This is a genomic window from Streptomyces sp. NPDC028928, from assembly GCF_055564915.1.
This window is the reverse complement of the sequence record NZ_JBVHVI010000004.1, coordinates 237,019-263,167: the sequence shown is the minus strand read 5'-3', so window position 1 is coordinate 263,167 and position 26,149 is coordinate 237,019. Positions and strand designations below refer to the sequence as shown.

24 protein-coding genes are annotated in these 26,149 nt (G+C 72.8%); 10 read left to right on the top strand and 14 right to left on the bottom strand.

The features are described 5' to 3' along the window. Positions 1 to 12 precede the first annotated feature (12 nt). A complete protein-coding gene (locus tag ACZ4U1_RS12435; RefSeq protein WP_467902579.1) occupies positions 13 to 1,263 on the top strand; it encodes a M14 family zinc carboxypeptidase in 1,251 nt (416 codons plus the stop codon). Positions 1,264 to 1,431: 168 nt separating this feature from the next. Here the strand turns inward: ACZ4U1_RS12435 and ACZ4U1_RS12430 are convergent, their stop codons facing one another. Together ACZ4U1_RS12430 and ACZ4U1_RS12425 are read right to left on the bottom strand one after the other, a co-directional pair. Next, positions 1,432 to 1,845 (bottom strand): SSI family serine proteinase inhibitor, encoded by a 414-nt coding sequence (locus tag ACZ4U1_RS12430; RefSeq protein WP_467902577.1) that lies wholly within the window; start codon positions 1,843 to 1,845, stop codon positions 1,432 to 1,434. 120 nt (positions 1,846 to 1,965) lie between these two features. Continuing rightward, on the bottom strand, positions 1,966 to 2,517 hold the full coding sequence (locus ACZ4U1_RS12425) for an FHA domain-containing protein (RefSeq protein ID WP_467902575.1): 552 nt from the start codon (positions 2,515 to 2,517) through the stop codon (positions 1,966 to 1,968). Between the two features lie 178 nt (positions 2,518 to 2,695). On the opposite strand from ACZ4U1_RS12425, the gene treZ reads away from it, so the two are divergent. Next, the gene (treZ, locus tag ACZ4U1_RS12420; RefSeq protein WP_467902574.1) at positions 2,696 to 4,441 is read left to right on the top strand and encodes a malto-oligosyltrehalose trehalohydrolase; all 1,746 of its coding nucleotides are present in this window, start codon (positions 2,696 to 2,698) and stop codon (positions 4,439 to 4,441) included. A 105-nt stretch (positions 4,442 to 4,546) separates the two neighbouring features. Here the strand turns inward: treZ and ACZ4U1_RS12415 are convergent, their stop codons facing one another. The 4 genes from ACZ4U1_RS12415 to ACZ4U1_RS12400 form a co-directional block, all read right to left on the bottom strand. Further along, positions 4,547 to 5,482 (bottom strand): aminoglycoside phosphotransferase family protein, encoded by a 936-nt coding sequence (locus tag ACZ4U1_RS12415; RefSeq protein WP_467902573.1) that lies wholly within the window; start codon positions 5,480 to 5,482, stop codon positions 4,547 to 4,549. A gap of 53 nt (positions 5,483 to 5,535) precedes the next feature. Then, positions 5,536 to 6,663, bottom strand: a complete 1,128-nt coding sequence (locus ACZ4U1_RS12410) for an aminopeptidase P family protein (RefSeq protein ID WP_467902571.1) — start codon at positions 6,661 to 6,663, stop codon at positions 5,536 to 5,538. Between the two features lie 263 nt (positions 6,664 to 6,926). After that, the gene (locus ACZ4U1_RS12405; RefSeq protein ID WP_467902569.1) at positions 6,927 to 7,490 is read right to left on the bottom strand and encodes a PDZ domain-containing protein; all 564 of its coding nucleotides are present in this window, start codon (positions 7,488 to 7,490) and stop codon (positions 6,927 to 6,929) included. Between the two features lie 455 nt (positions 7,491 to 7,945). Next, positions 7,946 to 8,812, bottom strand: a complete 867-nt coding sequence (locus ACZ4U1_RS12400) for a LysR family transcriptional regulator (protein WP_467902567.1) — start codon at positions 8,810 to 8,812, stop codon at positions 7,946 to 7,948. Between the two features lie 96 nt (positions 8,813 to 8,908). Here ACZ4U1_RS12400 and ACZ4U1_RS12395 point away from each other — a divergent pair, with 96 nt between their 5' ends. Continuing rightward, a complete protein-coding gene (locus ACZ4U1_RS12395; protein WP_467902928.1) occupies positions 8,909 to 9,631 on the top strand; it encodes a CTP synthase C-terminal region-related (seleno)protein in 723 nt (240 codons plus the stop codon). Between the two features lie 39 nt (positions 9,632 to 9,670). On the opposite strand, the gene phsA is transcribed toward ACZ4U1_RS12395, so the two are convergent. Both phsA and cyc2 read right to left on the bottom strand, forming a co-directional pair. Then, a complete protein-coding gene (gene phsA, locus ACZ4U1_RS12390; protein WP_467902566.1) occupies positions 9,671 to 11,545 on the bottom strand; it encodes an O-aminophenol oxidase PhsA in 1,875 nt (624 codons plus the stop codon). Between the two features lie 113 nt (positions 11,546 to 11,658). Beyond that, a complete protein-coding gene (cyc2, locus tag ACZ4U1_RS12385) occupies positions 11,659 to 13,821 on the bottom strand; it encodes a germacradienol/geosmin synthase Cyc2 (protein WP_467902565.1) in 2,163 nt (720 codons plus the stop codon). A gap of 152 nt (positions 13,822 to 13,973) precedes the next feature. Here cyc2 and ACZ4U1_RS12380 point away from each other — a divergent pair, with 152 nt between their 5' ends. Both ACZ4U1_RS12380 and ACZ4U1_RS12375 read left to right on the top strand, forming a co-directional pair. After that, on the top strand, positions 13,974 to 14,855 hold the full coding sequence (locus ACZ4U1_RS12380; protein WP_467902564.1) for an alpha/beta fold hydrolase: 882 nt from the start codon (positions 13,974 to 13,976) through the stop codon (positions 14,853 to 14,855). After that, positions 14,852 to 16,117 carry a cytochrome P450 gene (locus tag ACZ4U1_RS12375; RefSeq protein WP_467902562.1) on the top strand — a complete coding sequence of 422 codons (1,266 nt, stop codon included), beginning with the start codon at positions 14,852 to 14,854 and terminating at the stop codon, positions 16,115 to 16,117. Before ACZ4U1_RS12380 ends, ACZ4U1_RS12375 begins: the two co-directional genes overlap by 4 nt. On the opposite strand, the gene ACZ4U1_RS12370 is transcribed toward ACZ4U1_RS12375, so the two are convergent. Beyond that, on the bottom strand, positions 16,094 to 17,293 hold the full coding sequence (locus tag ACZ4U1_RS12370; RefSeq protein ID WP_467902560.1) for a damage-control phosphatase ARMT1 family protein: 1,200 nt from the start codon (positions 17,291 to 17,293) through the stop codon (positions 16,094 to 16,096). The two genes, ACZ4U1_RS12375 and ACZ4U1_RS12370, sit on opposite strands and share 24 nt — an antisense overlap. A gap of 22 nt (positions 17,294 to 17,315) precedes the next feature. Continuing rightward, positions 17,316 to 17,963, bottom strand: coding sequence for a ScbR family autoregulator-binding transcription factor (locus ACZ4U1_RS12365; RefSeq protein WP_467902558.1), 648 nt, complete (start codon positions 17,961 to 17,963; stop codon positions 17,316 to 17,318). Positions 17,964 to 18,391: 428 nt separating this feature from the next. Here ACZ4U1_RS12365 and ACZ4U1_RS12360 point away from each other — a divergent pair, with 428 nt between their 5' ends. Then, complete coding sequence (locus ACZ4U1_RS12360; protein ID WP_467902557.1) at positions 18,392 to 19,342, top strand: lytic polysaccharide monooxygenase auxiliary activity family 9 protein; 951 nt, start codon at positions 18,392 to 18,394, stop codon at positions 19,340 to 19,342. A gap of 18 nt (positions 19,343 to 19,360) precedes the next feature. Here ACZ4U1_RS12360 and ACZ4U1_RS12355 read toward each other — a convergent pair whose 3' ends face one another. Further along, positions 19,361 to 20,011: a Tat pathway signal sequence domain protein gene (locus ACZ4U1_RS12355; protein WP_467902556.1), complete on the bottom strand. Its 651-nt coding sequence runs from the start codon at positions 20,009 to 20,011 to the stop codon at positions 19,361 to 19,363. Between the two features lie 645 nt (positions 20,012 to 20,656). Here ACZ4U1_RS12355 and ACZ4U1_RS12350 point away from each other — a divergent pair. From ACZ4U1_RS12350 to ACZ4U1_RS12340, 3 genes are all read left to right on the top strand, one after another. Then, complete coding sequence (locus tag ACZ4U1_RS12350; RefSeq protein ID WP_467902927.1) at positions 20,657 to 21,376, top strand: DUF6230 family protein; 720 nt, start codon at positions 20,657 to 20,659, stop codon at positions 21,374 to 21,376. A 5-nt stretch (positions 21,377 to 21,381) separates the two neighbouring features. Next, positions 21,382 to 21,834, top strand: a complete 453-nt coding sequence (locus ACZ4U1_RS12345; RefSeq protein WP_467902554.1) for a DUF6114 domain-containing protein — start codon at positions 21,382 to 21,384, stop codon at positions 21,832 to 21,834. Between the two features lie 449 nt (positions 21,835 to 22,283). Then, complete coding sequence (locus tag ACZ4U1_RS12340) at positions 22,284 to 23,285, top strand: sporulation protein (RefSeq protein WP_467902552.1); 1,002 nt, start codon at positions 22,284 to 22,286, stop codon at positions 23,283 to 23,285. A gap of 4 nt (positions 23,286 to 23,289) precedes the next feature. Here the strand turns inward: ACZ4U1_RS12340 and ACZ4U1_RS12335 are convergent, their stop codons facing one another. Further along, positions 23,290 to 23,610, bottom strand: coding sequence for a cation-transporting P-type ATPase (locus ACZ4U1_RS12335; protein ID WP_467902550.1), 321 nt, complete (start codon positions 23,608 to 23,610; stop codon positions 23,290 to 23,292). A 4-nt stretch (positions 23,611 to 23,614) separates the two neighbouring features. Next, a complete protein-coding gene (locus tag ACZ4U1_RS12330; protein ID WP_467902548.1) occupies positions 23,615 to 23,983 on the bottom strand; it encodes an ArsR/SmtB family transcription factor in 369 nt (122 codons plus the stop codon). Between the two features lie 195 nt (positions 23,984 to 24,178). Here ACZ4U1_RS12330 and ACZ4U1_RS12325 point away from each other — a divergent pair, with 195 nt between their 5' ends. Further along, positions 24,179 to 24,634, top strand: a complete 456-nt coding sequence (locus tag ACZ4U1_RS12325; protein WP_467902546.1) for a tellurite resistance TerB family protein — start codon at positions 24,179 to 24,181, stop codon at positions 24,632 to 24,634. Positions 24,635 to 24,957: 323 nt separating this feature from the next. On the opposite strand, the gene ACZ4U1_RS12320 is transcribed toward ACZ4U1_RS12325, so the two are convergent. After that, positions 24,958 to 25,917, bottom strand: a complete 960-nt coding sequence (locus ACZ4U1_RS12320) for an ABC transporter substrate-binding protein (RefSeq protein WP_467902545.1) — start codon at positions 25,915 to 25,917, stop codon at positions 24,958 to 24,960. Between the last annotated feature and the right edge of the window lie 232 nt (positions 25,918 to 26,149).

Genomic DNA, 26,149 nt, shown 5'->3' with positions numbered 1-26,149 from the left:
GACAAGTCGGGGGTGAGTCCTCTGCCGGAGCTGCGCTATCCCAGCGTTCCCGAACTGGTCGCCTCCGCTCAGGCGTTGGCGGCTCAGGAACCCGGGCTGTGCGCGCTGCGTCAGGTGGGCCTGTCGCGCGCGGGAAGACCCCTGCACCTGCTGTCGGTGGGGCACGCCCGCCGTGCGGTGCTCGTGGTGGCGGGTGCCCACGCCAACGAGCCGACGGGCGGTTCCACCCTGCGGGTGCTTGCCGAAAGAGTGCTGGCGGAGCGGGAGTTGCGGACGGACACCTCCTGGCACTTCCTGCTGTGCGCGGACCCGGACGGCGCGAGTCTGCATGTGACCCCGGCGCCGCGCAGCCTGCTCGACTACCACCTCGGCTTCTACCGGCCGACGGGCGCGGAGCAGCCGGAGTGGTCGCCCGCGGTCCTGCCGCCGGACCGGCTGCCGCCCGAGACCCGGGCGCTGACCGGGGTCATCGACGAACTGCGCCCGTATCTCCAGGTGACGTTGCACGGCACCGATCTGGGCGGCAGCTGGGTGCAGCTGACCAGGGACGTGCCGGGCCTCGCCGAGCCGTTCGCCAAGTCCGCCGCGGAATTGCACATTCCGGTGGAGACGGGGGCCTCGGACGCGGCGGGCTGGCCGGCCTCCGGCCCCGGGGTGCATGTGATGCCCGGCCCGGAGACCGGCGTGGCCTATCCGAGCATGCCGGACGACGCCCGGCACAGCACCTGGTACCACGCGCACCGGTACGGCGGCCTGACGGCGGTGGTGGAGGTGCCGATGTGGGCCAGCGACCTGGTGGACGACCCGGCTCCGCACCCGGCGCCGGCGGCGGCCATGCGGCGGCTGGCCGCGCGGCTGCTGCGGGACGCGCGCGAGGTGGAGCGGATCCTCGCCGAGGCGCTGCCCCGGCTGGAGGGCGTGGACGGTCCGCTGCTGCGGGCCGCGCGCTGGGCGCTGGAGCTGATCCCGGGCCTGGCCGAGGACTGGGTCCACACCTCCCCGGCGGGCACGACGATGGCGTACGTCGGCAGTGTGGACGCCTTCGGGCGGCGGCTGCCGCTGCGGGCCGCGGCGATGCTGCTGCGGGTGCTGCGGGAGACGGACGACCGGGCGGCGCCGCGCCTGGAGCAGCTCGTCGCCGACTGGTGCGACGCCTTCGCGGAGCGGTTCCGGGCCCGCTGGGTGCCGTTGGAGCACCAGGTGGAACACCAGTCCCGGACGGTGCTGGTGGCGGCGCAGCAGGCCCGGGAGCAGGTGGCCTGAGCCGTCGTCCCCGGCCCACACCGCCCGGTCACCGGCCCACCCCACGCAGGACCCGGCCCACGCCACCCCGTCACCGGCCCACCCCACGCAGGACCCGGCCCACGCCCCCGGTCACCGGCTCACGCCCCCCGGCGCCCGACCACACCGCCCGGTCCTGGGGCGCGCCGGTCAGCCGTCCAGGTCGAAGACGGATCCCGTGCGCGCCTTCATGACGCACGCGCTGGTGTACGTCTCCGCGAAGTCGACCCAGCGGCCGTTCCAGCGCCCGCGCGCGTGGGCGGTCACCGGAGCGAAGATCATCGGACAGAAGGCGTGCGCGGCCGGGATGCGGTCGATGTGCCCGTCGGCGGCGTCCAGTGCGGCGCAGGCCTCGGCCGCGTGCGCATGGCCCAGGGGCGGGTCGCACAGCAGCAGCGTGCCGAGGGTGCCACCGGACCGGGCGCCGCCCTTGGTGACCGTCAGGTGGAGCCAGTTGCCGGGATGAGTGTCACGGGTGGCGGCCCGGGCCGGACCCGCGGTGAGGAGGCCGGCGGCGGCCAGCAGGGCACCGGCCGCCGCTGCCGCTCTGGTGAGGTACGTCATGCCCGTTCCATCGGCACGGCGGCCCGGCATCCGCAGTGCGGCTCACCCGATCGGGACGGCACACGCGCACGGCCGAGCGTCCGTTCGAGCGGGACCGGCCAGAGAGGCTCAGAGGGACCTTCAGGGGGCCGTGAGCCGGAACGCCATTCTGCCGAAGGCGACCTGGTCGCCCTCGCGGACGACGACCGCCCCGATCACCCGGCGGCCGTTGACGGTGGTGCCATTGGTGGAGCCGAGGTCCTTGAGGACCCACAGCCCGCCCTGATGACGCAGCTCGGCGTGGACCCGGGAGACCGTCTCGTGGTTCAGGCGCAGCCCGTTCGCGGGGTCCCGGCCGATGCGCAGCGGATGGGTGTGCGCCGGGTGCGGCAGCAGCAGCTTGGGCAGCCGCTCGGCCTGCCAGGCCCGGCGCAACCGCACGGTGAACCCGGAGACCGCCTCCACGGTGCCGAAGACCGCGCGGGAGAACCGGTTCTCCCGGGGCAGGTCGGCGACCAGGGCGGCGAGTTCGTCGGAGTGGCGCGCGGCGAGCGCCAGCTCCATGCGGCGCACGAACGTGTCGTGCGAGAGCCGGCCCAGGGCGACGCCGTCGCGCAGCACCTGCAGCGCCTTGTCACGTTCCGCGTCGGACAGGCGCGCGGGGTAGGTGGAGAACTCGAAGGACGACGTCACACAGGTGATTCTCGGGCAGTGAACCCCGGGTGTCCAGAATCGGCGGAACCGGTGCCCGTGTGCGGGCACTTCCGCGACACCTGCCGGCAAAGGGCGGATTCGAAAGCGGATTGATCGTCCGGGGCGGCACGATGGGATCCGCGGGACATCACGGTGAGCAGACGAAGGGGAACCGTCCGTGCAGTTCGAGGTGTGGGCACCGCAGGCAGACCGAGTGACGCTCCATTGCGAGGGCACCACGCGCGCGTTGGCGCGCGATCCCGCGCGCGAGGGCTGGTGGACGGGTGAGGCGGAGGCGGGTGACGGCGCGCGGTACGGGTTCGCGCTGGACGACGGCCCCGTGCTGCCCGACCCGCGCTCACGCCGTCAGCCGGACGGCCCGGACGGGCTGAGCGCGGTCGTGGACCACGGGCGCCACGAGTGGCGCGCTCGGTGGGCGGGGCGCGGGCTGCCGGGCGCGGTGCTGTACGAGCTGCACGTGGGCACGTACACCCGCGAGGGCACCCTGGACGCCGCGGCCGCCCGGCTGGAGCACCTGGTGGAACTGGGCGTGACCCACGTGGAGTTGATGCCGCTGTGTCCCTTCCCGGGGCGGCACGGCTGGGGCTACGAGGGGGTGTCGCTGTGGGCGGTGCACGAGCCGTACGGCGGCCCAGAGGCACTGAAACGCTTCGTCGACCGGGCGCACGAACTCGGACTGGGCGTCGTCCTGGACGTCGTCCACAACCACTTGGGCCCGTCGGGTAACTATCTTCCCCGGTTCGGGCCGTACTTCACGGACACGCACACCACGCCGTGGGGCGCGGCGGTGAACCTGGACGCGCCCGGCTCGGACGAGGTGCGCGCGTTCCTCGTCGGCAGCGCGCTGGCGTGGCTGCGGGACTACCGGATCGACGGGCTGCGGCTGGACGCGGTGCACGCCCTGTACGACACGCGCGCGTGCCACTTCCTGGAGGAGCTGTCGGCGGCCGTGGACGGCCTGGCGGCCGAGTCCGGCAGGCCGCTGTTCCTGATCGCCGAGTCGGACATGAACAATCCGCGGTTCATCACCCCGCGCGCGGAGAACGGCCTGGGGCTGCACGCGCAGTGGAACGACGACTTCCACCACGCCCTGCACACCGCGCTGACCGGGGAGTCGCAGGGCTACTACGCCGACTTCGCGCGGGACCCGTTCGCCGCCCTCGCCAAGACGCTCACCGGCGGTTACTTCCACGACGGCACGTACTCCAGTTTCCGGGGCCGCGGTCACGGCCGGCCGCTGGACCGCGCGCGGGTGGGCGGGCACCGGCTGCTCGGCTACAGCCAAACCCACGACCAGGTCGGCAACCGCGCCCAGGGCGACCGGCTCTCCGCCCTCCTCTCCCCCGGTCTGCTGGCCTGCGCGGCCACGCTGACGCTGACGGCGCCGTTCACGCCGATGCTGTTCATGGGCGAGGAGTGGGCGGCGGGCACGCCCTGGCAGTTCTTCACCGATCACACCGACCCCGAGCTGGCCGAGGCGGTACGGCGGGGCAGGCGGCGGGAGTTCGCCGCGCACGGGTGGGCCGAGGAGGACGTGCCCGACCCGCAGGACCCGGCGACCCGGGAGCGGTCCTGCCTGGACTGGTCGGAGCCGGAACGCGCGCCCCACGCGCGCGTGCTGGCCTGGTACCGCCGGCTGATCGCGCTGCGCCGGGAACAGCCCGACCTCACCGACCCGGACCTCGCCGACACCAAGGTCGCGTACGACGCGGACGCCCGCTGGCTGGCCTTCCGGCGCGGGGACGTGCGGGTGGCGGTGAACCTGGGCAAGGAGCAGGCGGCGATCCCGCTGGGCACCGGCCAGGTGGAGGTTCTCGCCGCCTGGGACCCGGTCGAGGCACCGGGCCCGGACGGACTGCTCCAGGTGCCCGGGGAGTCGTGCGTGGTGCTGACACAGCCCTGAGGGGTGCTACGGCCTCTGATGGGCTCTGCGGCCTCCGTGGCGCTCTCTCGCGGAGCCCACGGGGTCCGCGGGCGGCGCCGGGGCCCGGAGGGCTGTACGGCCCCGTCAGGGCTCCGGCTCGTCCTCCTGGAAGTCCGTCACCCGCTCCAGCAGGATCGGCTCCCAGGCGCGCCGCAGCTGGGTCCGGAGGAGGGCCAGGGAGCCGGTCGTACGGCCCTCCAGGTGGTCGGTGAGGCGGATGACGGCGTCGCAGCGGGCCAGCCACAGACCGCGCAGGCAGGGGCGGGCGCCGTAGCCGGCGAGGGTGGCGGCGCGGACGGCCGCCGGGGAGCCGACGGCGACGGCGAGCCCGGCGATGTCCTCGGCGGGGTCGCCCAGGGCCGCCGCGGTCCAGTCCAGGATGCCGCGCACCCGGCCGTCGGCGCTGACCACCACGTGCGCGCCGGTCAGCCCGTGGTGGGTGAGGACGGCGGTGCCGGGCTGCGCGGCGAGCTGGGCCGCGCCGGGCGGGGTGAGCTGGAGCAGCCGGGCGGCGTCGAACTCGTCGGCGGCGGCGAGCCGTTCGGCCGCGTGCACGGCCATCCGGCGCAGCGCCTCCAGCGAGCGCGGCGCGACACGCGGCACACCGAGCGCCTCCACCTGGCGCACGGGCACCGCGCGCAGTCCGCTGAGCAGCCCTGCGAGGTCGGCCTCGCCGACGGCGGAGACGTCGTACTCGTCGGCCGTGCCGCCGGGCACCCGGGTGTCGAGCGTGTAGGCGAGGCCGGGCGCCCAGTCGCCGTGCGCGACGCTGGTGGGCACGGCGACGGGCATATGCGGGCGGACCACGTCCCGCAGGCGCAGTTCCCGGCGGCGGCGGACGGAGGCCTCGCGGTCGGGGGCGAGGCGCAGCACATGGCGGCTGCCGACCCACCAGGTGTGCTCACGGTCCTCCGTCACGGGCCGCACATCGGGCCCCCCGGTGCCGTCGTCGCCCTCCTTGAGCAGCGAACGGACCAGTCTGCGGACGGTGTCCGCGGTGGGTGTCGGTGCCTGGGTCATGGGTCGCGGGTAGCCGTTCCGGGTGTCGTCGAGAAGGGGTCTCCTGGGGCCTCTCAGTCCACTATGACCATCTCACGGGTGGTGTTGTTGAGGCGGCGGCCGCCGTCCTCGGTGACCGTGACGATGTCCTCGATGCGCACCCCGAAGCGGCCGGGCAGGTAGATACCGGGCTCCACGGAGAAGCACATGCCGGGCACGAGCGGCTGCTCCTCGCCCTCGATCATGTACGGCGGCTCGTGCGTCGTGACGCCGATGCCGTGCCCGGTGCGGTGGATGAAGTACTCGCCGTACCCGGCGTCCGTGATCACCGCGCGGGCCGCGCGGTCGACCTCCTGGCAGGCCACGCCCGGGCGTACGGCCTGGACGCCGGCCTCCTGGGCGGCGCGCACGACGTCGTGGACCCGGCGCTCCTCCTCGGTCGGCTCGCCGACGTGGACCGTGCGGGTGGTGTCGGAGCCGTAGCCGTCCATCAGGCCGCCGAAGTCGAGGACGACCATGTCGCCGGGCCGGATGACCCGGTCGCCGACCTCGTGGTGCGGGTTGGCGCCGTTCGGGCCGGATCCGACGATGGTGAAGTCGACCTGGGAGTGGCCGAAGCGGCGCAGCAGGCCGGCGAGGTCCCGGCCGACGTCGGACTCGCGGCGGCCGGCGAAGGGAACCTTCCGGATCTCCTCGAACGTTGCGTCGGCAGCCGCTCCGGCGGCCGCCAGAAGCTCCAGCTCGGCCGCGTCCTTCACCGCGCGCAGCATGGGCAGGGCGTCGGTGAGGGAGGCGTAGGAGGTGTCGGGGAGGGCCCGCTGGAGGCCCAGCAGGTGCATCGCCCAGGTGTTGTCGCTGATGCCGAACCGGCCGTGGTCGTCGAGGAGGCCGGCGGTGACGGCGTAGGGGTCCTTGCCGTCGGTCCAGTCGCGCAGGGTCAGCGCGGTCGCGCCGGCCGCCTGCTCGGCGTCCGGGGCCTCCAGGGTGGGCACGACGAGGACGGGGTCCCGGCCGGGGGCGAGGACGAGCAGGGTGAGCCGTTCCGTGACCGCGGTGGGCGTGTAGCCGGTGAGCCACACCATGTCCGGTCCCGGGGCCACGAGCAGCCCGGCGAGGCCGGCGTCGGCGGCGGAGCGCGCGGCGCGCTCCATGCGGGCCCTGTAGTCGGCGGCGGTGAAGGGCGCGGGCGTACTACCGGTCATCCGGGCCTCCGGGCGCGGGTGAGAAACGGGCGGGGCGGCGGGTGTGGCAACGGGGGTCGCAACGGGCGGGGCGACGGCGCGCCGGTGTCCCGGGCAGCATCCTGCCCGCCCGGGCAGGGGCACGCGAGCCGGTCCCGGGGACCGGTGTCCCGCGGTCCGTGGCGAAGGGACTCGGCATGGGCCCATGATGACGCGAGGGACGGACGGTGACCAGCGGGTTTCCTGGCGTGTACGAGACCGCCGAGTCCAAAGGCGCGGCTCGGTCAGGTGACCAGGCCGGGGATCACCGACAACTGCTGGTAGCCCCCGCTGCTGTGGCGCACGGTGAGGAGCACCGCTTTTCCGGAGCGGGCGCGGGTGACGGCTCGAGCGAGGTCGGCGGCGGTGTCCACGCGGGCCGCGCCGAACTGCAGCACCACGTCCCCGCGGACCAGGCCCGCCGCGTAACCGGGGCCCGGCACGTGCACGCCCACGACCAGCGCGCCGGCCTTCTCGGCGTCGACGACCTCGACGCCCAGGGTCGAGCCGGGTCCAGCGGGGCCGGGGGCCGGTACGGCCGTGGGGGTGACCGCGGCCGAAAGGGCGGGCGATGGGGCCTGGCGCTGCAGCTCGGCGAGTCGGCTCATGCCGAACACCGTGGCGCCGACGGTGCCGATGCCGACGCCGGAGAGCACCAGCAGGGTGCCGGCGCACACGCCCAACAGCACGGTCCGCAGCCGCCGTCCGCGCCGGGGTGCGGCGTGCGGGCGGCGGGCGGGGCCGGCGGTTCCGTCGTCCCGCCGGTCCTGACCGGGCATCGGCTTGGGACGCAACGCAGTCTGTTCCATGGTTCGCTCGCCTCCGGCTGGTGCTCTACCCGGGGCGGCGGGCCGCGACGAGACACGAACGAGTGAGATTGGCCGAAGGCTGGCGGAGGGTAGTCATGGCTGTCGAAGCGGCACGCACGCGCCCCCGGCGGGCTCCGGCGCCCGCCGCCGCTCCTGGCCGACAGCCGGCACCCTCCCACGGCCGGATCCGGGAATCGGCGCCCTGAGGAGCCTCCGCCGATGCGGTCCGCCCGCGACCTCCTGCCCGGGCGTACGCCTTCCACCCCCGCCGTCGGATCCACATCGGCACCGGACCGCCGTCGGCCCAGCTCGGTCCTACGCCACCACTACCGAGCGCGCGTCGGCCCGCACCGCCTCGGGTGTACGCCGCCCTGCCCGGCCGCCCGGTCCCCGGCGGCCCGTCGCCCGGTGCCGCTCCCCCCGGTCCGACGTCTCCACCCCGACCCCCGGCGCGCTCACCGCCCGCCCAGGAGCCGCCGCACCACCTCCGCCGCCGCTCCGCCGGGGCTGCCGCCGTGGAGGAGTTCTGTGCGGTGGACGAGGCGGGGAGCGGTGAGGGGGACGGCGGCTGTGCCGGGGATGGCCGTGGCCGCCGAGCGGGGCAGCAGGGTGAGGCCGTGTCCGGCCGCCGTGAGGGCGGTGAGGGTGCGGACGTCGGTGCCCTCGTAGCGCAGGGCGGGCCGGAAGGCGCCCCCCGCCGTCGCGGCCCGCAGGTGCGCGAGCGGGAGGGCCGCGTCGGGCGCGTCGAGCCAGCGGGCGTCGCGGAGGTCGCCGAGGCGCAGGCCGGGGCGGCCGGCGAGGGGATGTCCGGCGGGCAGCAGGACGCTCACGGGCTCCTCGGCGACGCCGTGCGTGGTCAGCGGCGCCACGTCGGGCAGCCGCAGCGGGTCGCTCGGCGCGGCCAGCCCGTCGACGAGGCCGAGGTCGGCGGTGCCCGTGGCGACGGCGGCGGGGATCTCCGCGCGGGTGAGGACGCGCAGGGTGACGCCGGCCGGCGGGAGTGCGCCGAGGACGGCGGGGCCGAGCGCGGTCGCGGTGGTGACGAGGGTGAGGCCGTGCTGGGGCGCGGCGGCCATGCGGACGACGTCGGCGCGGGCCGCGTCGAGCCGCAGCAGCAGTGGACCCGCGTGCTCCAGCAGCCTCTCGCCGGCCGTGGTGGGCGCGACCGGCCGGCGCGTCAGCAGCGGTGCGCCCAGGTCCTGTTCGAGGGCGGCGATGTGCTGCGAGACCGCGGACTGGGTGTAGCCCAGCTCGCGCGCGGCCTCCGAGAAGGAGGCGAGACGCGCCACGGTCACGTAGGTACGGAGCAGATGCGGGTCCATGCCGCCCAGCATCCCACTCCATCAGCAGTGCTTATCGGCCGTGCAGGAACCATCGTTGGACGTGAACCACCCGGCGTACGGAGGATGGTGGCCATGATGAACACCGCCACCCTCGCACTCGTCGGCGACCGCTCCCCGCACGTCGTCTCGCACACCCGCGTCCCGCTCCTGCTGGACGCCCTGGCCGCCCGCGACCGGCTGGTCCTGGACGCGTACTGGATCTCCTCGGAGGACGCCGGGGCCGAGGGCGCGGTACGCGGGTTCGATGCCGTGTGGGTGCTTCCGGGCAGCCCGTACCGCAGCGAGGCGGGCGTCCTCGCGGCGGTGCGCACCGCGCGCGAGGAGGGCATCCCGTTCCTGGGCACGTGCGGCGGCTTCCAGCACACGCTGCTGGAGTACGCCCGGAACGTGTGCGGGCTGACCGGCGCGGCGCACGCCGAGAACGACCCGGACGCCGAGGACCCGCTCATCGAGCCGCTGGCCTGCTCGCTGGTGGGCCACGAGGCCGCGGTGGCGGTCGAGCCCGGCTCGCTGGCCGCGTCCGTGATCGGCTCGGCGCGCACGGTGGAGCGGTACTTCTGCGCCTACGGCCCCACGCGCCACCTCGACACCCTCCGCGCCCACGGGCTGCGGTTCTCCGGCCACGACGAGGACGGCCAGGTCCGGATGGCCGAGCTGCCCGGCCATCCGTTCTTCCTGGCCTCGCTGTTCCAGCCGGAGCTGGCCGGCGACGGCTCGCAGCCGCACCCGATGATCAGGGCACTGGCGCGCGCCGCGGTCGAGCACGCGGCCTCCCGGGCCGTCGCCCGACCGGTGTGAGCCTCGCCCGCCCGCACCCGCGGCCGCTCCGGCCCGGTGTCAGCCCGTGTGGCCCTCGCCGTGGCCGCCGTGCGCCCCGCCGTGGTCGAACTTCAGGGCCTCCGGCGGCATGACGACGAAGGGCCGCATCATGCCCATGTCCTCGTGCTCCAGCAGATGGCAGTGGTACATGAACCGGCCGTACGCGCCGTCGAAGCGGCCCATGACCCGCAGCATCTGGTTGCCCGGCACCCGGAAGACGTCCTTGTGGCCGCGCTCGTTGGGCGCGAGCGGTATCGCCCTCCCCGCGTCGTACCGGATCGGGGTACGGGTGCCGCCGGCCGCCGGGTCGAAGCCGGAGACGTCGTAGGCGTCCCGGCCCAGCAGCTGGAAGTCGGCCAGGTGGATGTGCATGGGGTGCACGATGGGCGCGAGGTTGAGGAAGCTCCACTGTTCGTGGCTGCCCTCGCCGATGGTGAAGCCGAGCCCGTCGTTGAACGTCCGCGCGGTGCGGCGGTACGTCTTCGTGGTGCCGTCGGGTCCGGTGATCTGGACGATGCCCTCGGCCGGCAACCGCAGGCCGGAGGCGTCCGGGACCTCGGTCATCTCCCAGATCTCCGGGTGCCCGCCGGCGCCCTTGGTGGCCGGCGGGGTGAGCAGGATCAGGCGGTGACCGTGCGGGATGTCGTGGGTGAGCCGGCGGAAGGAGCCGGAGAGCACCTCGGGCAGCTCGAAGGTGTCCTCCTCGCAGGTGTCCCGGACCCGGAACTCCAGCACGTCGGGGCAGGACACGTCACCGGCCGGGTCGGGTACGCCCGCCGGCTGGTTGCGGCCCTTGTTCACCAGGCGGAGGGTCCGCCCGGCCAGGCCGCGGAAGTCCACCAGCAGGTCGAAGCGCTCGGCCGGCGCGGCGGTGAGGGCGGGCAGCTGTTCGTCGAAGTCGATCGGCACCGGGCGCGGCAGCAGCCCGCCGTCACTGCCGATCTGGTGGACGATGCCCGGCACCGGCTCGCCGTCCTCGTCGATCAGGACGAGGTCGAAGATGCGCGCGTTGGAGGCGTTGACCAGCCGGAAGCGGTACCAGGCCGGGTCCACGTCGGCGTACGGCCAGATGCGGCCGTTGACCGTGGTGTAGGGGCCGGTGAACGGGATGGAGACCGGCTTGCCCGTCTCCGGGTTCTTCTCCTGGACGATCACCGTCTTGTGCAGCAGCCGGCCGTTGAGGCGGCCGTCCTCGTCGGTGTCGAGGTTGCGGTCGGCGATGAGCAGCGGGATCTCCCGCTCGCCGGAGGGCAGGTGGAGGGCGTCCTCCTCGTCGTCCCGGACGAGGTAGGTGCCGTACAGGCCCGCCATCACGTTCCACCGGGTGATGTTCATGGCGTGGTCGTGGTACCACCACTGGACCGCCTGGTGGTCGTTCGGGTACTCCGACAGCTGGGCGTCGCCGTGGCCGACGGCGTTGTCCGCCCAGCCGTCGTTGCCGCCGCCGGTCTGCGCGCCGTGGAGGTGGGTCACCGACCAGGCGGGCAGGGCGGCGACGTCCTTGTTGGGCTCGACGCCCTCGCGGCCGGGCTCGGTGGTGGCCTGCGGGCGGCCGTCGGTGCGCAGCGGCACCTCCACGGAGGTGACCGGGTACTCGCTGTCCTTGGGAATGCGGTTGGTCCAGGCGATGCGGACGCGCTGTCCGCGCCGCACCTCGATGGTCGGGCCCGGCACGTGCCCGTCGTAACCCCACATCAGGGTCGGCGGGAGCTGCGGGTGCAGGCGCACCCAGGTCGGGCGCAGCGCGATCTCGGTCTCGCGCAGGACGTCGTCGCCGGCGGGCCGCAGCACCGGCGGCACCGTTAACGGCGCGGCGTACGGCGTCAGTTCGCTCGCCCTGGGTGCCTTGTTCCCCGTGCTCTGTCCGGTGGGCCTCTCGATGGTCTCGGTCAAGGCCGAACACCCCCCGTGTTCGTGGTCTGTTGTTCCCCTTACTCCACAAGACTCCCGAGGACTCACCGAAGTTCCCTGAATGCCCGGTTCCGTACGAGAAGTTTCGGTGACCTTCAGCCGAGCGTCAGGGCGGGCACGGCGGGTGCGCGGTCGGGCAGGAAGCCGTGGGCGCGGCGGCCGAGCCACTCGGCCTTGTAGCGGTCGACGTTCCGGTGCCAGTTGAGGATGCCGGCCAGCCAGTTCTGCAGGTCGAGCACATAGCCGCCCATGGCGGTGCGCGCCTCCTCGGACAGCTGGAAGTCGTCGTAGAGAACGGGGAGTTCGTGCCGGATCACATGCTCGAACTGCTGCATGCGCTGGGTCATCAGGTCGTGGACGACGGCGAGTGCGGCCGGATAGTCCACGCCGAAGAAGTTCTGCACGACGAGGACGGAGTTGTGGATCTCGCCCTCGTACTCGATCTCCTTCTGGTAGGAGAAGACGTCGTTGAGCAGGCAGGCGTAGTCGATGGCGGCGTTCTCCAGGGAGCGCACCGGGCCGCTGGCGTACACCTCGGCGGGGATCGCCGGGCCCTGGCCCATCCGGCACAGGCTCAGGGTGAGGTCGGAGCCGAAGGTGGAGCGCCGCATCTCCAGGTAGTCGACCGGGTCGGGGACGCGGTTCTGGAGCTGGTTGGACAGCTCCCACACCCAGCTCTCGGTCATCGTGTCCACGGCCGCCTTGAGGGTGCGCCGCTGGTCCGGGGTCATCTCGGCCGTGGTGCGCGTCCAGAGGTCGATCAGCCCGCGTTCCATGGCGTCGCCGGGGACGACCGTCGGCTCGCCCTCGACGGGCATGCACTGCGACAGCCGCGCGGTGGTCAGGCGGGCGGCGGCCAGGTCCCTGCGGTGGCCGTAGACGAGCGGGTAGTAGTCGTCGCCGTACGTTCCCCAGGCGAGCCACTGCGCGCTGAGGTCGAGGGCCTCGGGGGTGGCGTCCGGGTCCAGGCCGGCGGAGCACAGGGCGAGGTCGTAGGCGGCGAGCTTGTCCTCGTCCCAGACGCCCTCCTGGAGGATGCCCATGCGGTGGCACCAGTCGACGAGGTGGCCGCGGGCCATGTCCAGGTGGGGGCTGAGCTGCAGCTCGAAGGGCATGTACAGGTCGGGGACGCGGGAGGGACCGACCTTCTGGTACGGCACGTGGGAGTAGGCGCGCAGGCGTTCCTGGGCGGCCGAGGCGAGGAGTGCGCCGATGTCGGCGGCGGAGGTGCCGGGGCCGTTCTTCAGCTGCCAGGGCGAGTCGGACCGCGCGCCCTTGTTCATGTAGCGGCTGGAGCGCATGTGCCACTCGTGGCCGCCGGACTGCCAGTCCTGAAGTCCCTTGGTGTAGGCGGCGACCGCGGCGACCTCACCGGGCGTGAGGCCCTTCTCCAGGGCGACGGCGGGCACTTCGGTCAGCGCGGTGTGCTCGAACTGGTGCAGCCGGGAGGTGAGGACGTCGTTGACGATGTCGGCGGCCTCCTGTGTGGTGCAGCCGAAGAACTTCTCCAGGACGAGCACGCCGTTGCTGTTCTCGCCCTCGTCCTCGACCTCGCGCTGGTAGGAGAACAGGTCGTTGCGCAGGTGGACGGCGTCGGAGAAGGTCTCCATGAGGACGCGCAGCGGCCGGGTGCCGGCGACCGCGGCGGGCACCTCGGCGGTCGCGTACTCCACGAGCCCGGACGACCAGGGTGCGCCGCCGACCTTGCGGCGCATCTCGATGTACTCGACGGGGTTGGCGATCCGCCCCTCGTTGATGTTGGACAGCTCCCACATCGACTCGTTGAGCAGGTGCTCGGTGGCGACGGAGAACCGGCGGCGCCAGTCCACGGACATCGACGGCACCGTCCGCGCCCACAGGTCCTTCAGTCCGGCCTCCACCGGATTCTCCGGCTCCGGCACGGGGGTGGCGAGGTCGAGCGGCATGAACAGCGGCAGGCGGTCCAGGTGCGCCTTGCCCGCGGCACGGTCCTGGGTGCGCTTGTACATGTCGAGGAAGTGGTCGTCGAAGAAGAACACCCACACGTACCAGTCGGTGATCAGCGAGAGAGCGGGTCCGTCGCAGTCGGGATGGGTGTAGGCGCACAGCAGGCCGTAGTCGTGCGCCTCCAGGTCGGCCTGTTCCCAGATCCCGGAGCCCTCCAGCATGCCCATCTCCCGTGCCCACCGGGTCGAGTGGGCACGGGCCTCGTCCAGGTGCGGGTTGAGCCGGGCGGGATACGGCATGTAGAAGTGCGGGAGTTCGAACGGCTGCGTCATGGCCGGGCACTACCCCTGGCCCCGGACCCCCATCCGCACGGCGGCACATGATCACACCATCGCGTGAACCGCCCGGGAAACCTGGAACTCCGGCGGGGTCTTGTGGCGTTGGTGCTCTTGCCGTGCCCGCGCGCGGGGGCCACGGTAAGCGCATGACCTCCTTCGTACTGCCCCATGAGGTGCACGGCGACGGCGCCCACAAGGTGTTCGCCGTGCACGGCTGGTTCGCCGACCGCTCGGCCTACGCGGCCGTCCTGCCGGACCTCGACCGCACGTCGTTCGCCTACGCGCTGGTCGATCTGCGCGGCTACGGCGAGGCCCGGGACGCCACGGGCGCGTACACGACGGCCGAGGCGGCCGTGGACCTGGTGGAGCTGGCGGACCGGCTCGGCTGGGAGCGGTTCTCGGTGGTCGGGCACTCCATGGGCGGCGCGGTGGCCCAGCGGCTGCTCGCCGTGGCCCCGCACCGGGTGCGCCGGATCGCCGGTGTCTCGCCGGTGCCGGCCTCGGGCATGCCGCTGGCCGGCGAGCAGGCGGCGCTGTTCACGGAGGCGGCGCACCGGGCGGAGAACCGGCGCGCGATCATCGACGTCACCACCGGAGGCGGCCGGCCCGCCGCCTGGCTGGACCGGATGGTCACCCGCTCGCTGGAGCGCAGCGACGCCAAGGCGTTCCGGGCCTGGCTGGACTCGTGGGCGGGTGAGGACTTCAGCGCCGACGTCGTGGGCAGCGAGGTGCCGGCGCTCGCCGTGGCCGGCGCGCTCGATCCGGCGCTGTCGCCGGAGGTCATGCGGCAGACCTGGATGTCCTGGTACCCGCGCGCGCGGCTCGCCGTGCTGCCCGGTGCCGGCCACTACGCCATGGACGAGACCCCGCTGGAGCTGATCCGCACCGTCGAGGACTTCCTGCGGGCGGACGGAACCGACGGGACGGACGCGGCGCGCGAGGCGGACGAAGCAGGCGAAGCGGTCGAAGCGAATGAAGCCGTCGAAGCCCGCGAGGCCGGCGAGGCACGCCAGGGCGAGCCGGCGTGAGCGTGCGCGAGGCGCCGCCGGTCCCGGACGTCTTCGACCCGCGCCGGTACGCCGCCGGGGTGCCCCACGACGCCTACCGCGTGCTGCGCGACCACCACCCGGTCGCCTGGCAGGAGGAGCCGGAGGTACTGGGCTGGCCGGCCGGGCCCGGGTTCTGGGCGGTGACCCGGCACGCGGACGTCGTGCGCGTACTGAAGGACGCGAGCGCGTACTCCTCGTACGCCGGCGCCACGCAGATCCGCGATCCGGAACCGGAGGATCTGCCGTTCATCCGGCGGATGATGCTCAACCAGGATCCGCCGGCGCACGGGCGGCTGCGCCGGCTGGTGAGCCGCGCCTTCACGCCGGGGCGCGTCGAGCGGTTCGCGTCGGTCGCCCGGGAGCGGGCGCGCACGCTGCTCACGGGCGCCCTGGCGACGGCGCGGGAGCGGGACGGCACGGTCGATCTGGTGGCCGCCGTCACCGACGAGTACGCCCTGCTGAACCTGGCGGATCTGCTGGGCGTCCCGGAGAGCGACCGGCATCTGCTGCTGCACTGGACGCAGCGGGTCATCGGCTACCAGGATCCGGACGAGGCCGGTCCGCCGGTGCGGGACGGGTCGGGCAGGCCGGTGAACCCGCGGTCCCCGGCGATGTTGCGGGACATGTTCGCCTACGCCGGACAGCTCGCCGTACACAAAAGACGGCACCCCGCCGACGACATCATGACGACACTCGCCCACGAACCCGGACTCGCCGACGCCGAACTGGAGATGTTCTTCTTCCTGCTCACCGTGGCGGGCAACGACACCGTGCGCGGCGCGGCCCCGGGCGGGCTGCTGGCGCTGGCGGAGCATCCGGAGGCGTACGAGCTGCTGCGCGCCGGGAAGGTCGGCGTACCGTCCGCCGTGGACGAGCTGCTGCGCTGGCATCCGCCGGTGCTGACCTTCCGGCGGACGGCCGTGCGGGACACCGAGCTGGCGGGCCGGACGATCCGGGCGGGCGACAAGGTCGTGGTGTTCCACGCCTCGGCCAACCGGGACGAGCGCGTCTTCGCCGATCCCGGCCGGCTCGACCTCGCCCGCTCGCCCAATCCGCACGTCTCCTTCGGGGACGGCCCGCACGTCTGCCTGGGCGCCCACTTCGCACGGCTGCAACTGCGGCTGCTCCACGAGGAAGTGCTGCGCGTGCTGCCCGGGCCGCCGCGGCTCGCCGCACCGGCCGGGCGGCTGGTGTCGAACTTCATCAACGGCATCAAGTCACTGCCGCTGCGGGTCACCTGACGGGTCGGTCTGGATCAGCGCGTGCGTGCCGTTCGTCCGCCAGGTCTGCCCTTCGGCCTCCACCAGCGCGGCCTCCGTGTCGGGTGTGAGTCCGGTGATCACGTCGGACTTGAGGGTGCGCAGCGCGGCGACCGGGCCGGGGAAGTACGCGGTCGTCTCCCGGAAGGGCGTGGTCGGCGGCCACAGTCGGTCGCCCACCAGGCGGCGGTAGTTGAGGTCGCCCTTGACCACGGTCAGTGTGGCCGCCGCGAACTCGGCGCGCAGGTCGTCCGGCATCGCGCTGTAGGGCAGCGGGGCGCAGGAGAAGGGGTGGGCGCGGACGGTGAACCGGCCGTCGGCCATGGCGGACCAGAGCACGCGCGCGTACTCGGCGGCCGCGCCCGGGGCCACGCGCAGCCGGTGCAGGGCGTCGACGGTGTCGGCGGTGGTGGCGTCGGAGACGTAGTACGGGTACGGCTTGACGTGCAGCACCGCCCGCGCGACCCGGCCCTCGGCGAGGAGGTGGGCGATCAGCAGCAGGTCGGGGACGAGTTCGCGGCCCGCGTTGTCGGCGACGAGCACGAGCGTGCCCGCTCCGCCGGGCGGGAGCAGCGACCAGAGGGTCTCGCTGTCGTCGGCGACCAGCGCGGGGGCCGGTTCCCGGGCCTCGGCGCCCGCGGCGGAGAGCCGGAAGCCGAGGTCGGCGCGGTTGCCCCACAGCGAGCCGTGCAGCAGGGCCTGGGCCCGTTCCTGCTCCGGCAGGTCGCGCAGGCCGTCCAGGGCGGCCAGTTCCTCGCCGGTCTCGGGGGCGTCGAGTTCGGCGCGTTTGAAGGGGCGGAAGGGGTCGATGCCCTGCCAGGCGCCCGGTCCGAACCAGCCGACGGCCTCCAGCAGCCGGCGGTAGAAGTAGCTCTCGGACCACAGCCAGGGCACGTCGTACCAGGACCGGCCGGTGTACTCGGCCAGGCCCCAGCCGTGCCACCGCTCCCGGTCCGGGGCGTCGGCGGGAAGCGGCTCGACCGTCCCCTGGGTGCAGCTCTTCAGCAGCTCGTCCAGCGCCGTGTGCTGCCCGGGGCCGTACGGGAAGGCCTCCCGTACCTGCCGGATGATCGCGGGGTGCCGCTCGGCCAGCACGCTGTGCGGGAACGAGCCGGGTTCGTTGCCGAGGATCACGGGTGCGAAGGGGGTGTCGGGCATGTCCGTCACCGTATCGCGGGCGTCAGGCGGCGCGGATCTCCCGCTCCAGCTGCGTGGCGAGGGTGACGTAGCGGGGGCGGCGGTGCACCGGGACGAGGCCGCGGATCATGAGGTGCCACATCTCGGCGACTCTCCGTGGCAGGCGTCCGACGGGTTCCAGCGAGCGGCCGGCGACCCGGGTGCCGATGAAGAAGCAGACGAGGGAGTGGGCGACGGCGCCGACATCGAGATCGCCGTGGACGTCGGCCTCCCGGACCGCACCGGTGAACTTGCGGGTGGCGAACTCCAGCCACTCGGTGAACGGATGGCGCAGCGGCGGCCGTACGGCGATGTCCGCGGTGGCGAGGCGCAGTCCGGCGCGCGGCACGGGGTCCTCCACGGCGAGCCGGGCGATCCCGAACGTGGTGCGCATCAGAGCCTCCAGCGAGGAGCAGCCGCGGCTCTCCACGTCGGCCACGAGCTGTTGTGCGGCCTTGGCCTGGAGTTCCAGGATGGCGTGGGCCAGATCCTCCTTGGCGGCGAAGTGGAAGTACAGGGCGCCCTTGGTGACCTTCGCGTGTGCGACGATGTCGCTCAGGCTGGTGGATTCGTAGCCGTGCCGGTCGAACAGATCGGCGGCGGCCGTGATGATCGTTGACCGAGTCTGTTCAGCGCGTAACTGCCTCGCCATCCTGGACCCCTCCTCGCATCTCTAACGAACAGGACATGCGGTTTGTTTTAACCCCTTGCATACGATAACTCACCGAGGGGCAACGGGAGTCCGGCGTACCACGCGCGCGGTACGACACGTGTCAGCGCCACGCACAGCGCCGACCGGGCGCTCGGTCCTGCGTGAACGGGCGAGCCCACAGCGGTTCCCCCTTCGGTGCCAGCCGGTGCCCGGCAGCCTCGTGGCGACGGATGCCGCCCCCATGATCGCCACGATACGAGGCGGACGGCCGGCTCCTCAACGGGATGCGGGAGCAGGCGCAAAACAGCCCAACCGGTCGGTGCTTTCACGCCCCCCGCGCGCGGGCGCGCCGTACGGCTGAACACGGCGGGCGCCGGCGTCGTACTGGACGCCGCAGACCCCTTCCCGCGCCCGCCGAGGAGACCCGGATGACTCGGATGACCGCCCGCCTGAGCGTCAGGGTGGCCGCTGCGACGGCACCGCTCCTGCTCCTGCCGTGGGCGGCGGGTTCCGCCCAGGCGCACGGAGCCCCCACGGACCCGGTCAGCCGGGTCTACGCCTGCTCCCCCGAGGGCGGCGCCGTCCGGTCGGCGGCCTGCCGGGCCGCGATCGCGGCGAACGGCGCTCCGTTCACCGCCTGGGACAACCTGCGGGTGGCGGGGGTGGGCGGCCGTGACCGGGAAGTGATTCCGGACGGCCGGCTGTGCAGCGGGAACCTGCCGGCGTACCGGGGCCTGGACCTGGCCCGGGCGGACTGGCCGGCGACGCGGCTGGCACCGGGCGGCCGGCTGACACTGACGTACGCCTCGACCATCGCGCACACGGGCACGTTCCGGCTGTACCTGACCAAGCAGGGGTACGACCCGTCGAAGCCGCTGACCTGGTCCGACCTGCCGGAGCGACCCTTCGCCGAGGTCACGGACCCGCCGCTGCGCGACGGGGCGTACCACCTGCGCGCCACCCTGCCGGCCGACCGGACGGGGCGTCAGGTGCTGTACACGGTCTGGCAGAACAGCAGTACGCCGGACACGTACTACGCGTGTTCCGACGTGGTGTTCCCGGAGCGCGGGAAGGCCGCCGGGGCGGTACGGCCGTCCGCGCGGCCGGAGGGGTCACCGACCGGACCGGCGTCCCCTGCTTCCCCTGCTTCCGCCGCTCCCCCTGCGGTGAGCGCCCCGGCGGAGAGTGCGGTTCCGGCCGCGGGCAAGAACGGTGGGCGGGCCGGGAGCACCGCCGACGGCCAGGCTCCGGTCGCGGAGGCCACGCACGCCGGCTCGGGGCCCTCGGCGCCCCTGCTGGCGGGCGGCGCCACCACGGTGCTGCTGCTCACCGGGGGCGCCGCCCTCACTCTCCGGCTACGGCGTCTGCGACGACGCTGAACCGGACGGTCCGGCCCGTCAGTTGACGTAGACCCGGGCGCCCGCGTCGGTGACGGGCGCGTACTTGGCCGTGAAGTAGCCGTTGGCGAAGCACAGCGAGGAGCCTGAGCTCTTGGTGAACTGCTGGTTGGTGAAGGTGATGCTGCTGTCGGCGTTGTCGGCCTTGCCGGTCAGGTTGGGCGCCTGGTAGACGCAGCTGACGGTGCCCAGCAGGGTGCGCAGCTGCACCGTGGCCTGGATGACGGAACCGCTCGGGGGCGAGACGGTGAGGGTTCCGTCCGAGGTGATCGTCGCCGAGTAGGGCAGGTTGTTGATGGTGATGCCGTTGACGCCGAGGACACCGGTGACGTTGCTGGTGCAGGTGGCGCTGTTGAAGGTGTGCGCGGTGACCGACTCCGTGGCGGTGCCGGGCGCCGTCGGGTTGCCGGTGACCTGGGCGGTGAACTGGGAGCCCGTGCACTTCACGCCACTGGTACCGGTCGCGCTGGAGTAGAAGGTGGCGGAGGTGCCGGAGGCCAGGGGCGCGGTGAGGGTGTCACCGACGGCGACCGCGGTGCCGCCGGTGCTGCCGGTGGTGAGGACCGTGCCGGCCGCGGAGGCCGGGGCGGCCCAGGTGAGGGCGAGCGCCGTAGCCGTGCCGGCGACGACGAGGAGGGAGCGCGTGCGCATGCGGGTGCCTCTCTTCCGATGTGGGGGGGACAGCTGAGGTGAGGTGGGGGGTGGCGGGTGGAGCCGGAGATGCCGCCGACGCAGGGCCGTCGCGCCTTCTCCGTACGCGGCGGACCCGCGACGGCGGCACACCGGGCACCGGCCGAAGGCCTCGGGGGAAGACCTCCGGCAGGGCCGGACAAGGGGGCGGCCGGGCACGGAAAGAGAGGAAGCGAACGACCGTGCCGGTGCCGCGCTGCGGGGTGGAGCGGTTGCCGTGACAGGGCCGGGAACGCGGCCGGTGCCGCGAGGGCGCGGGTGGTGCCACGCCGGGAAACGCGACGGGTGCCGCTTGCTGGATCCGGCGCCACGGATCCGGGGAAACAGGGGAAGTTGTAGACCTCGTCAACCGTCAACGTCAAGCGCCAGAAGGGGAGTTGTGGCAGGCAGAAACAGCCCGCGCACATCCGACACCCTTTTTTCACGTCTCCCTTGACCCCTGAAAGTAACCGGCGGTAACTTCCTCGAAAGGCTACTGCCGCGTAACGAGAAAGCCCTTGCTCCCGCCGGGAGTTGTGAGGAGGCGTGCGCGGCACCCCCTGTCCGCGCCAGGACACCGCGCCACTGAAGCCCAACCCGCATTGATCCATGCCCATGGGAGCAGACATGGCCTCGTCCCCGGACGTCCCGTCCACCGGCAACACCCCCGAGAATCCGGGAAGCGACACCTCGTTCGACACCTCGTTCGACAGCTCCTCCGACACCTCTGACGCCCCCGGGACCACGGGCGGCGAGAGACGGGGGCGCGTCCGGGCCCGCCGGGCCGCGGTGATGGCCGTACCCGCCACCCTGGTCGCCGCCGGGCTCGCGGTCCTCACCGCGCAGGGAGCGCTGGGTGTGCAGTTCGCCATCTCCGGAATGCCGTTCACGGTCACCGCGACGGAACTGAACGGCACCGGATTCGAGCAGTTCGGCGGGCTCGACAACATGGCGGAGGGCAGCCCGAACGCCGGGGACACCGGCGGTCAGGTGCTCATCGTCACCTCCGCGATCAAGCACGCCACGCTCACCAAGCTGTGCCAGAGCGTCGACCTCGGCGGCACCAACCTCCTGATCACCGCGGGCAGCGGGTCGGAGAAGGTCAGCGCGACCGACCTGACCACCGACTCCACCGAGCTGTCGGGTGACGCGGCGTTCAACAACATCGAGATCGGCAACGACGCCAGTACGTTGACCAAGGCGGGCGTGAAGGGTCCGATCGGTGTCTTCAGCCAGCAGGCCGACACCGTGCGGATCGCCAACCTGCGGCAGACCAACTACGCGACCACGGCGGGCGTGTTCAAGCTGCCTGGCCTCAAGCTGCGCTTCAGCGACTCGGGCTGCTGATCGCCGTGCCGGACCGTCCACGTCGGGGACCGAGGCTCGCCTTCCGCGGATGGCGGGCCCGCCGGCCGTTCTGGGGCGGGCTGCTGCTCGCCCTCGGCGGCGGCGAGATCCTGCTCACCGAGAAGGCCTCGCTGAAGGTCGTGCTGCACATCGGCATGCAGGGCCTGGCCGGTTACCTGCTGCCGACCCTCATGGTCCTGCTGGGCCTGCTCATCCTCTTCAACCCCTCCCAGCGGCTCTTCTACTCCATCACCGGCATCCTGCTCTCCCTGGGCACCTGGCTCACCTCCAACCTGGGCGGCTTCTTCCTCGGCCTCCTCCTCGGCGCCACCGGCAGCTGCCTCACCTTCGGCTGGCTCCCGGACCAGGAACCACGCACCAGCCGCCGCAAACGCCGCAAGCGGGCGCGCGCCGCGGGGCGCGCTCTGGGGTCGGAGGGAGCGGAGGGGGCGGCCTGAGGGGGCGCGGGGTGGGGTGGCCGACCACACCTTCGGGTCGGCTGCTTGCTTCTCTTGGCGCCGGGTGAACGCTGCTTTCCGCTTGCGGGGCCGGGAGCTGCTCGCCTCTCATGGCCCGGGAGCTGCTCGCCTCTCATCGCCCGGGAGCTGCTCGCCTCCCGTGGTGCCGGGTGGGGGCTTTGCCATTCCTGATGCCCGGGTGGGGGCGAGCGCTGCCCGTGACGCCGGGGCCTGTGCTGGCGGTACGCCGAAACGCACCGGGCGCCTGGGCCGGCCGCCATCCGCGGAGCCACGGGGCTGAGCGACCGAGCCGCAGGACCGTCAAGCCACCAACACACCGTCACCTGAACAGGTGACTTGGGAACTTCTTTGCCATTGCGGTGAGTTCATCGGGCAGCGGTCGGCGGTGGAACGCCGGCCTGGATGAGGCGATGAGCGAAGGAGGCGGCATGGTGTTCAAGAGGCTGCTGGGCGCGATGGGGGTCGGCGGCCCCTCCGTGGACACGGTGCTGGACGGCGGCGCGGTGCTGCCCGGTGGCACGTTGGCGGGCCGGGTGCTGCTGCGGGGCGGGGCTACGGCCGTGGAGGTGGAGCACATCGGCCTGGAGCTGATCGCCCGTGTGGAGGCGGAGCACACGGAGGGGGAGAGCGAGGGCGCCGTCGTCTTCGAGCGGTTCACCGTCAGCGGCGGCTTCCGGCTCGGCGAAGGGGAAGAGCGCGAGGTGCCGTTCAGCGTGCCGCTCCCCTGGGAGACCCCGGTGACCGAGCTGCACGGGCAGCCGCTCGGCATCGTGCTCGGCGTCCGCACGGAGGTCGCGGTGGCCGGCGCCCGGGACAAGGGCGACCTGGACCCGCTGGCGGTCCGCCCCCTGCCCGTACAGGAGGCTGTGCTGGAGGCGCTCGGAAACCTGGGCTTCGGCTTCCGCTCGGCCGACCTGGAGTACGGCCGCATCGGCGGTACGGGCCAGCAGTTGCCGTTCTACCAGGAGATCGAGCTGACGCCGGCCCCGCAGTACGCGCACGCGGTGAGCGAGTTCGAGCTGACCTTCCTCGCCTCCCCCACGGGTGTCGAGGTCGTCCTGGAGGCGGACAAGCGGGGCGGGCTGTACTCACCGGGCCATGACGCCCTGACCCGATTCGTCGTGCGCCACGAGGACGCGCCGGCCCGTGACTGGCCCACGGAGGTGGACGGCTGGATCCGCCAGGTGACCGAGCACCGCGACGCCTACGGCAGCCACGCGGCGTACGGCCACGACAGCAGACCTCTCCCCGGCCCGTACTCCACCGACGCCCACCCCTCCGGCCCGGGCCTGGGCACGGCCGTGGCCGCCGGTGCGGCGGGCGTCGCCGTGGGCGTGGTGGGCGGCATGGTGGCCGCGGAAGTCGTGGACGAGATCGGGGACTTCTTCGAGGGAGAAGAGGGAGAGGGGGACGAAGGGGACGAGGGCTGACGGCTCAGCCGGCGGAGCCCTGCATGCGCAGGGACTTTCCCAGGGCACGGGCCGTGTCGGGGAGCTTCCGGGAACCGAACGGCAGGAGGAACACGGCGGCAGTGCCCCAGGAGGCGATCGGTCGCCGAGACCAGGCCGCGGGTGAGCAGGACGGCCGTGAAGGGGCGCGCAGGCCGCGCGCCCAGCAAACGGGCCAGGAGGGGGTGTGGGGGTGGGGCGGGGTGTTCTCGCCGACGGCGGCGAGCCGGGCGGTGGCCTCGGCGTCGGTGAGTCCGCTCGGGCCGGCCTCCAGGCGCCGCAGCTCCTGGAGGATGGTTCCGGTCACGGGGTCAGAGGCCACGGAGCCGGCGGGCCGGGACGGCTGCGGGGGCCTCCTTCTCGGCGAGGCGGCCGACGAGGAGGCGTACGACCTCTACGACGGCGGCCTGTTCGGCGGTGTCGACGAAGTACACCTGGCGGCGGCCCTCGCGGCGGGAGCGGACGAGGCCGGCGAGTTTGAGCTTGGTCAGGTGCTGGCTGACGGCGGGCAGCGCACCGCCGACCCGCTCGGCGAGTCCGGTCACGTCGCTCTCGCCCTGGGCCAGCACCCACATGATGTGCAGCCGGGCGGGCGCGGCGAGCAGTCCGAAGGCGGCGGCCGCCTCGGCGAGCACCTCGGCGGAGGGGTCCTGGTCGCCGGTGCCGGGCGCTGTCGCCACTGTCGCCTTCCCCCCGTTGCGTCGTCGCTGTGTTCCGGCTGTGTCCGTCGTGTTCGCGGGCTCAGTCTAGATCTCCGGAACTTCCCGGCCGCCCCATTCGTTTCTACATCGCTGTAGAAGTTATCTTCTACAGCGATGTAGAAATCCCCGCCGGGATGCTGTCCGAGCATCAGGCGGCCGATACGAGGAGCGCACATGGCCCTGTGGGACCGCATCAGGGAGTCGGCGTCGCAGATGCAGACCCAGCTGGTGGCGAAGAAGAACGACCTGAAGAGCGGCGCGTTCCGTGATGCGAGCATGGCGATGTGCGCGCTCGTGGCCGCCGCCGACGGGACGGTGGATCCGTCGGAGCGGCAGCGGGTGGCCCAGCTCATCGCCACGAACGAGGTGTTGCAGAACTTCCCGGCGGACGACCTCCGCCGCCGTTTCGAGGAGAACCTGAACAAACTGACGGCGGACTTCGCCTTCGGCAAGGTGAGCGTGCTGCAGGAGGTCGCCAAGGCGAAGAAGAAGCCCGCCGAGGCGCGGGCCGTCATCCAGATCGGCATCGTCATCGGCGGCGCGGACGGCGACTTCGACAAGGACGAGCAGGCCGTGGTGCGTGAGGCGTGCTACGCGCTGGACCTGCCGCCGCACGAGTTCGACCTCTGACATCCCGCGGAGCGCGAGGGTGAGGGCATGCTCGACGACCTCGGCCGTGCCCTCATCCGGGATCAAGCGCCGGGGTCACGACTCCACCAGGCGCGGCAGGAGTTCGGTTGCCAACGTGTGTCCCCGGTCGGTGGCCGGTCCTCCAGGCCGACGGGGAGTGCCGAGTTGGCGGTGTACTCCAGGATCATCGTGCCGAGCGGGACGCGGGTGTCCCCGGGAGGCGGAGGCACCCGCGTCGGCACGTCACGGTCGTTCCTGGTCGTTCGGGTCGTTCAGTTGCTCAGACCGCTCACATGCGCTCAGGCTGTTCCGAGCAGGGGACGTCAGTCCAGGCCCGCGGACTTCAGCCAGGCCTTGGCGACGTCCAGCGGGTCCTTGTTCTCCTCCTGCAGCTGGGTGTCCAGCTTCAGCAGGGTCGCGGTGTCGAGCTTGGCGGAGACCGCGTTGAGCGCCTCCACGCCCTTCTGGGACAGCGCGCTCCTGTAGACGAGCGGCTGGACGTTCTCGAAGCCGAAGAGGTTCTTCGGGTCCTGCAGGACGACGAACTTCTCCTTGGAGATGTTCGGGTCCGTGGTGAAGAGGTCCGCGGCCTGTACGGCGTCCTTCTTCAGCGCCGCCAGCGTGAGCGGGCCGCCCGCGTCCAGCGCCTTGAAGGACTTGAACTCCAGGCCGTACACGGACTTCAGGCCCACCAGGCCCTGGTGCCGGGTCTGGAACTCCGGCGAGGCGCCGATGACCAGGTCGCCGGCGATGTCCTTCAGGTCGGCGATGGTGGAGTTCTCGGTGAGGTGGTACTTCTTCGCGGTGGCCGTGTTGACGGTGACCGAGTCCTTGTTCTCCGCCGACGCCGGGTTCAGCAGCGTGAGCTTGGAGTCCAGCTTGGCGTTGATGGCGTCCGTGGTCTGGCCGAGGGTCTTCGGGGTGGCCTTCGGGTCGAGATAGGCCAGCAGCGCCCCGTTGTACTCGGGCAGGACCGATATGGAACCGTTCTTGATCAGCCCGTAGGTGGTCTCGCGGCTGCCGATGTTCGGCTTGTACGTGACCTTGATCCCCTTGGCCTTGAGAGCCTCACCGTAGATGTCGGCGAGCAGGGTGCTCTCGGGGAAGTTGTTGGATCCGACGACGACGCTGTCGCCGCTCGCCTTGCCCTCCGTAAGAGGGTTGTCGCCCTTGTCGTCCTTGGAGGAACAGCCCGCCAGCAGAGCCGTCGCCGCCGCGAGGGCGACCGCCGCCGCGCCTCGGTTCCTCCGGATGGACCTGCTGATGTGGGTCGTGGAAGTCACCCACTGATCCAATCCAGCTCGTTCTCGGTCAGTCAAGGCCCGCAGATCACCGATTGGCCTCGATCTGCGACCACTTGTGCACGGAGAGGCGTCTCTTCGTAACGGATTCTTGATGAAAGCCGAGCTGAACCCCACCTCAACGGGCCTGTAGTCTCAGGCGAGTTGGTCTCGGCCACAGCGGTGCTGCGGGCCCGCTCCGGTGTCGTGAACACAGGCGTTTCGAGGGCGACGA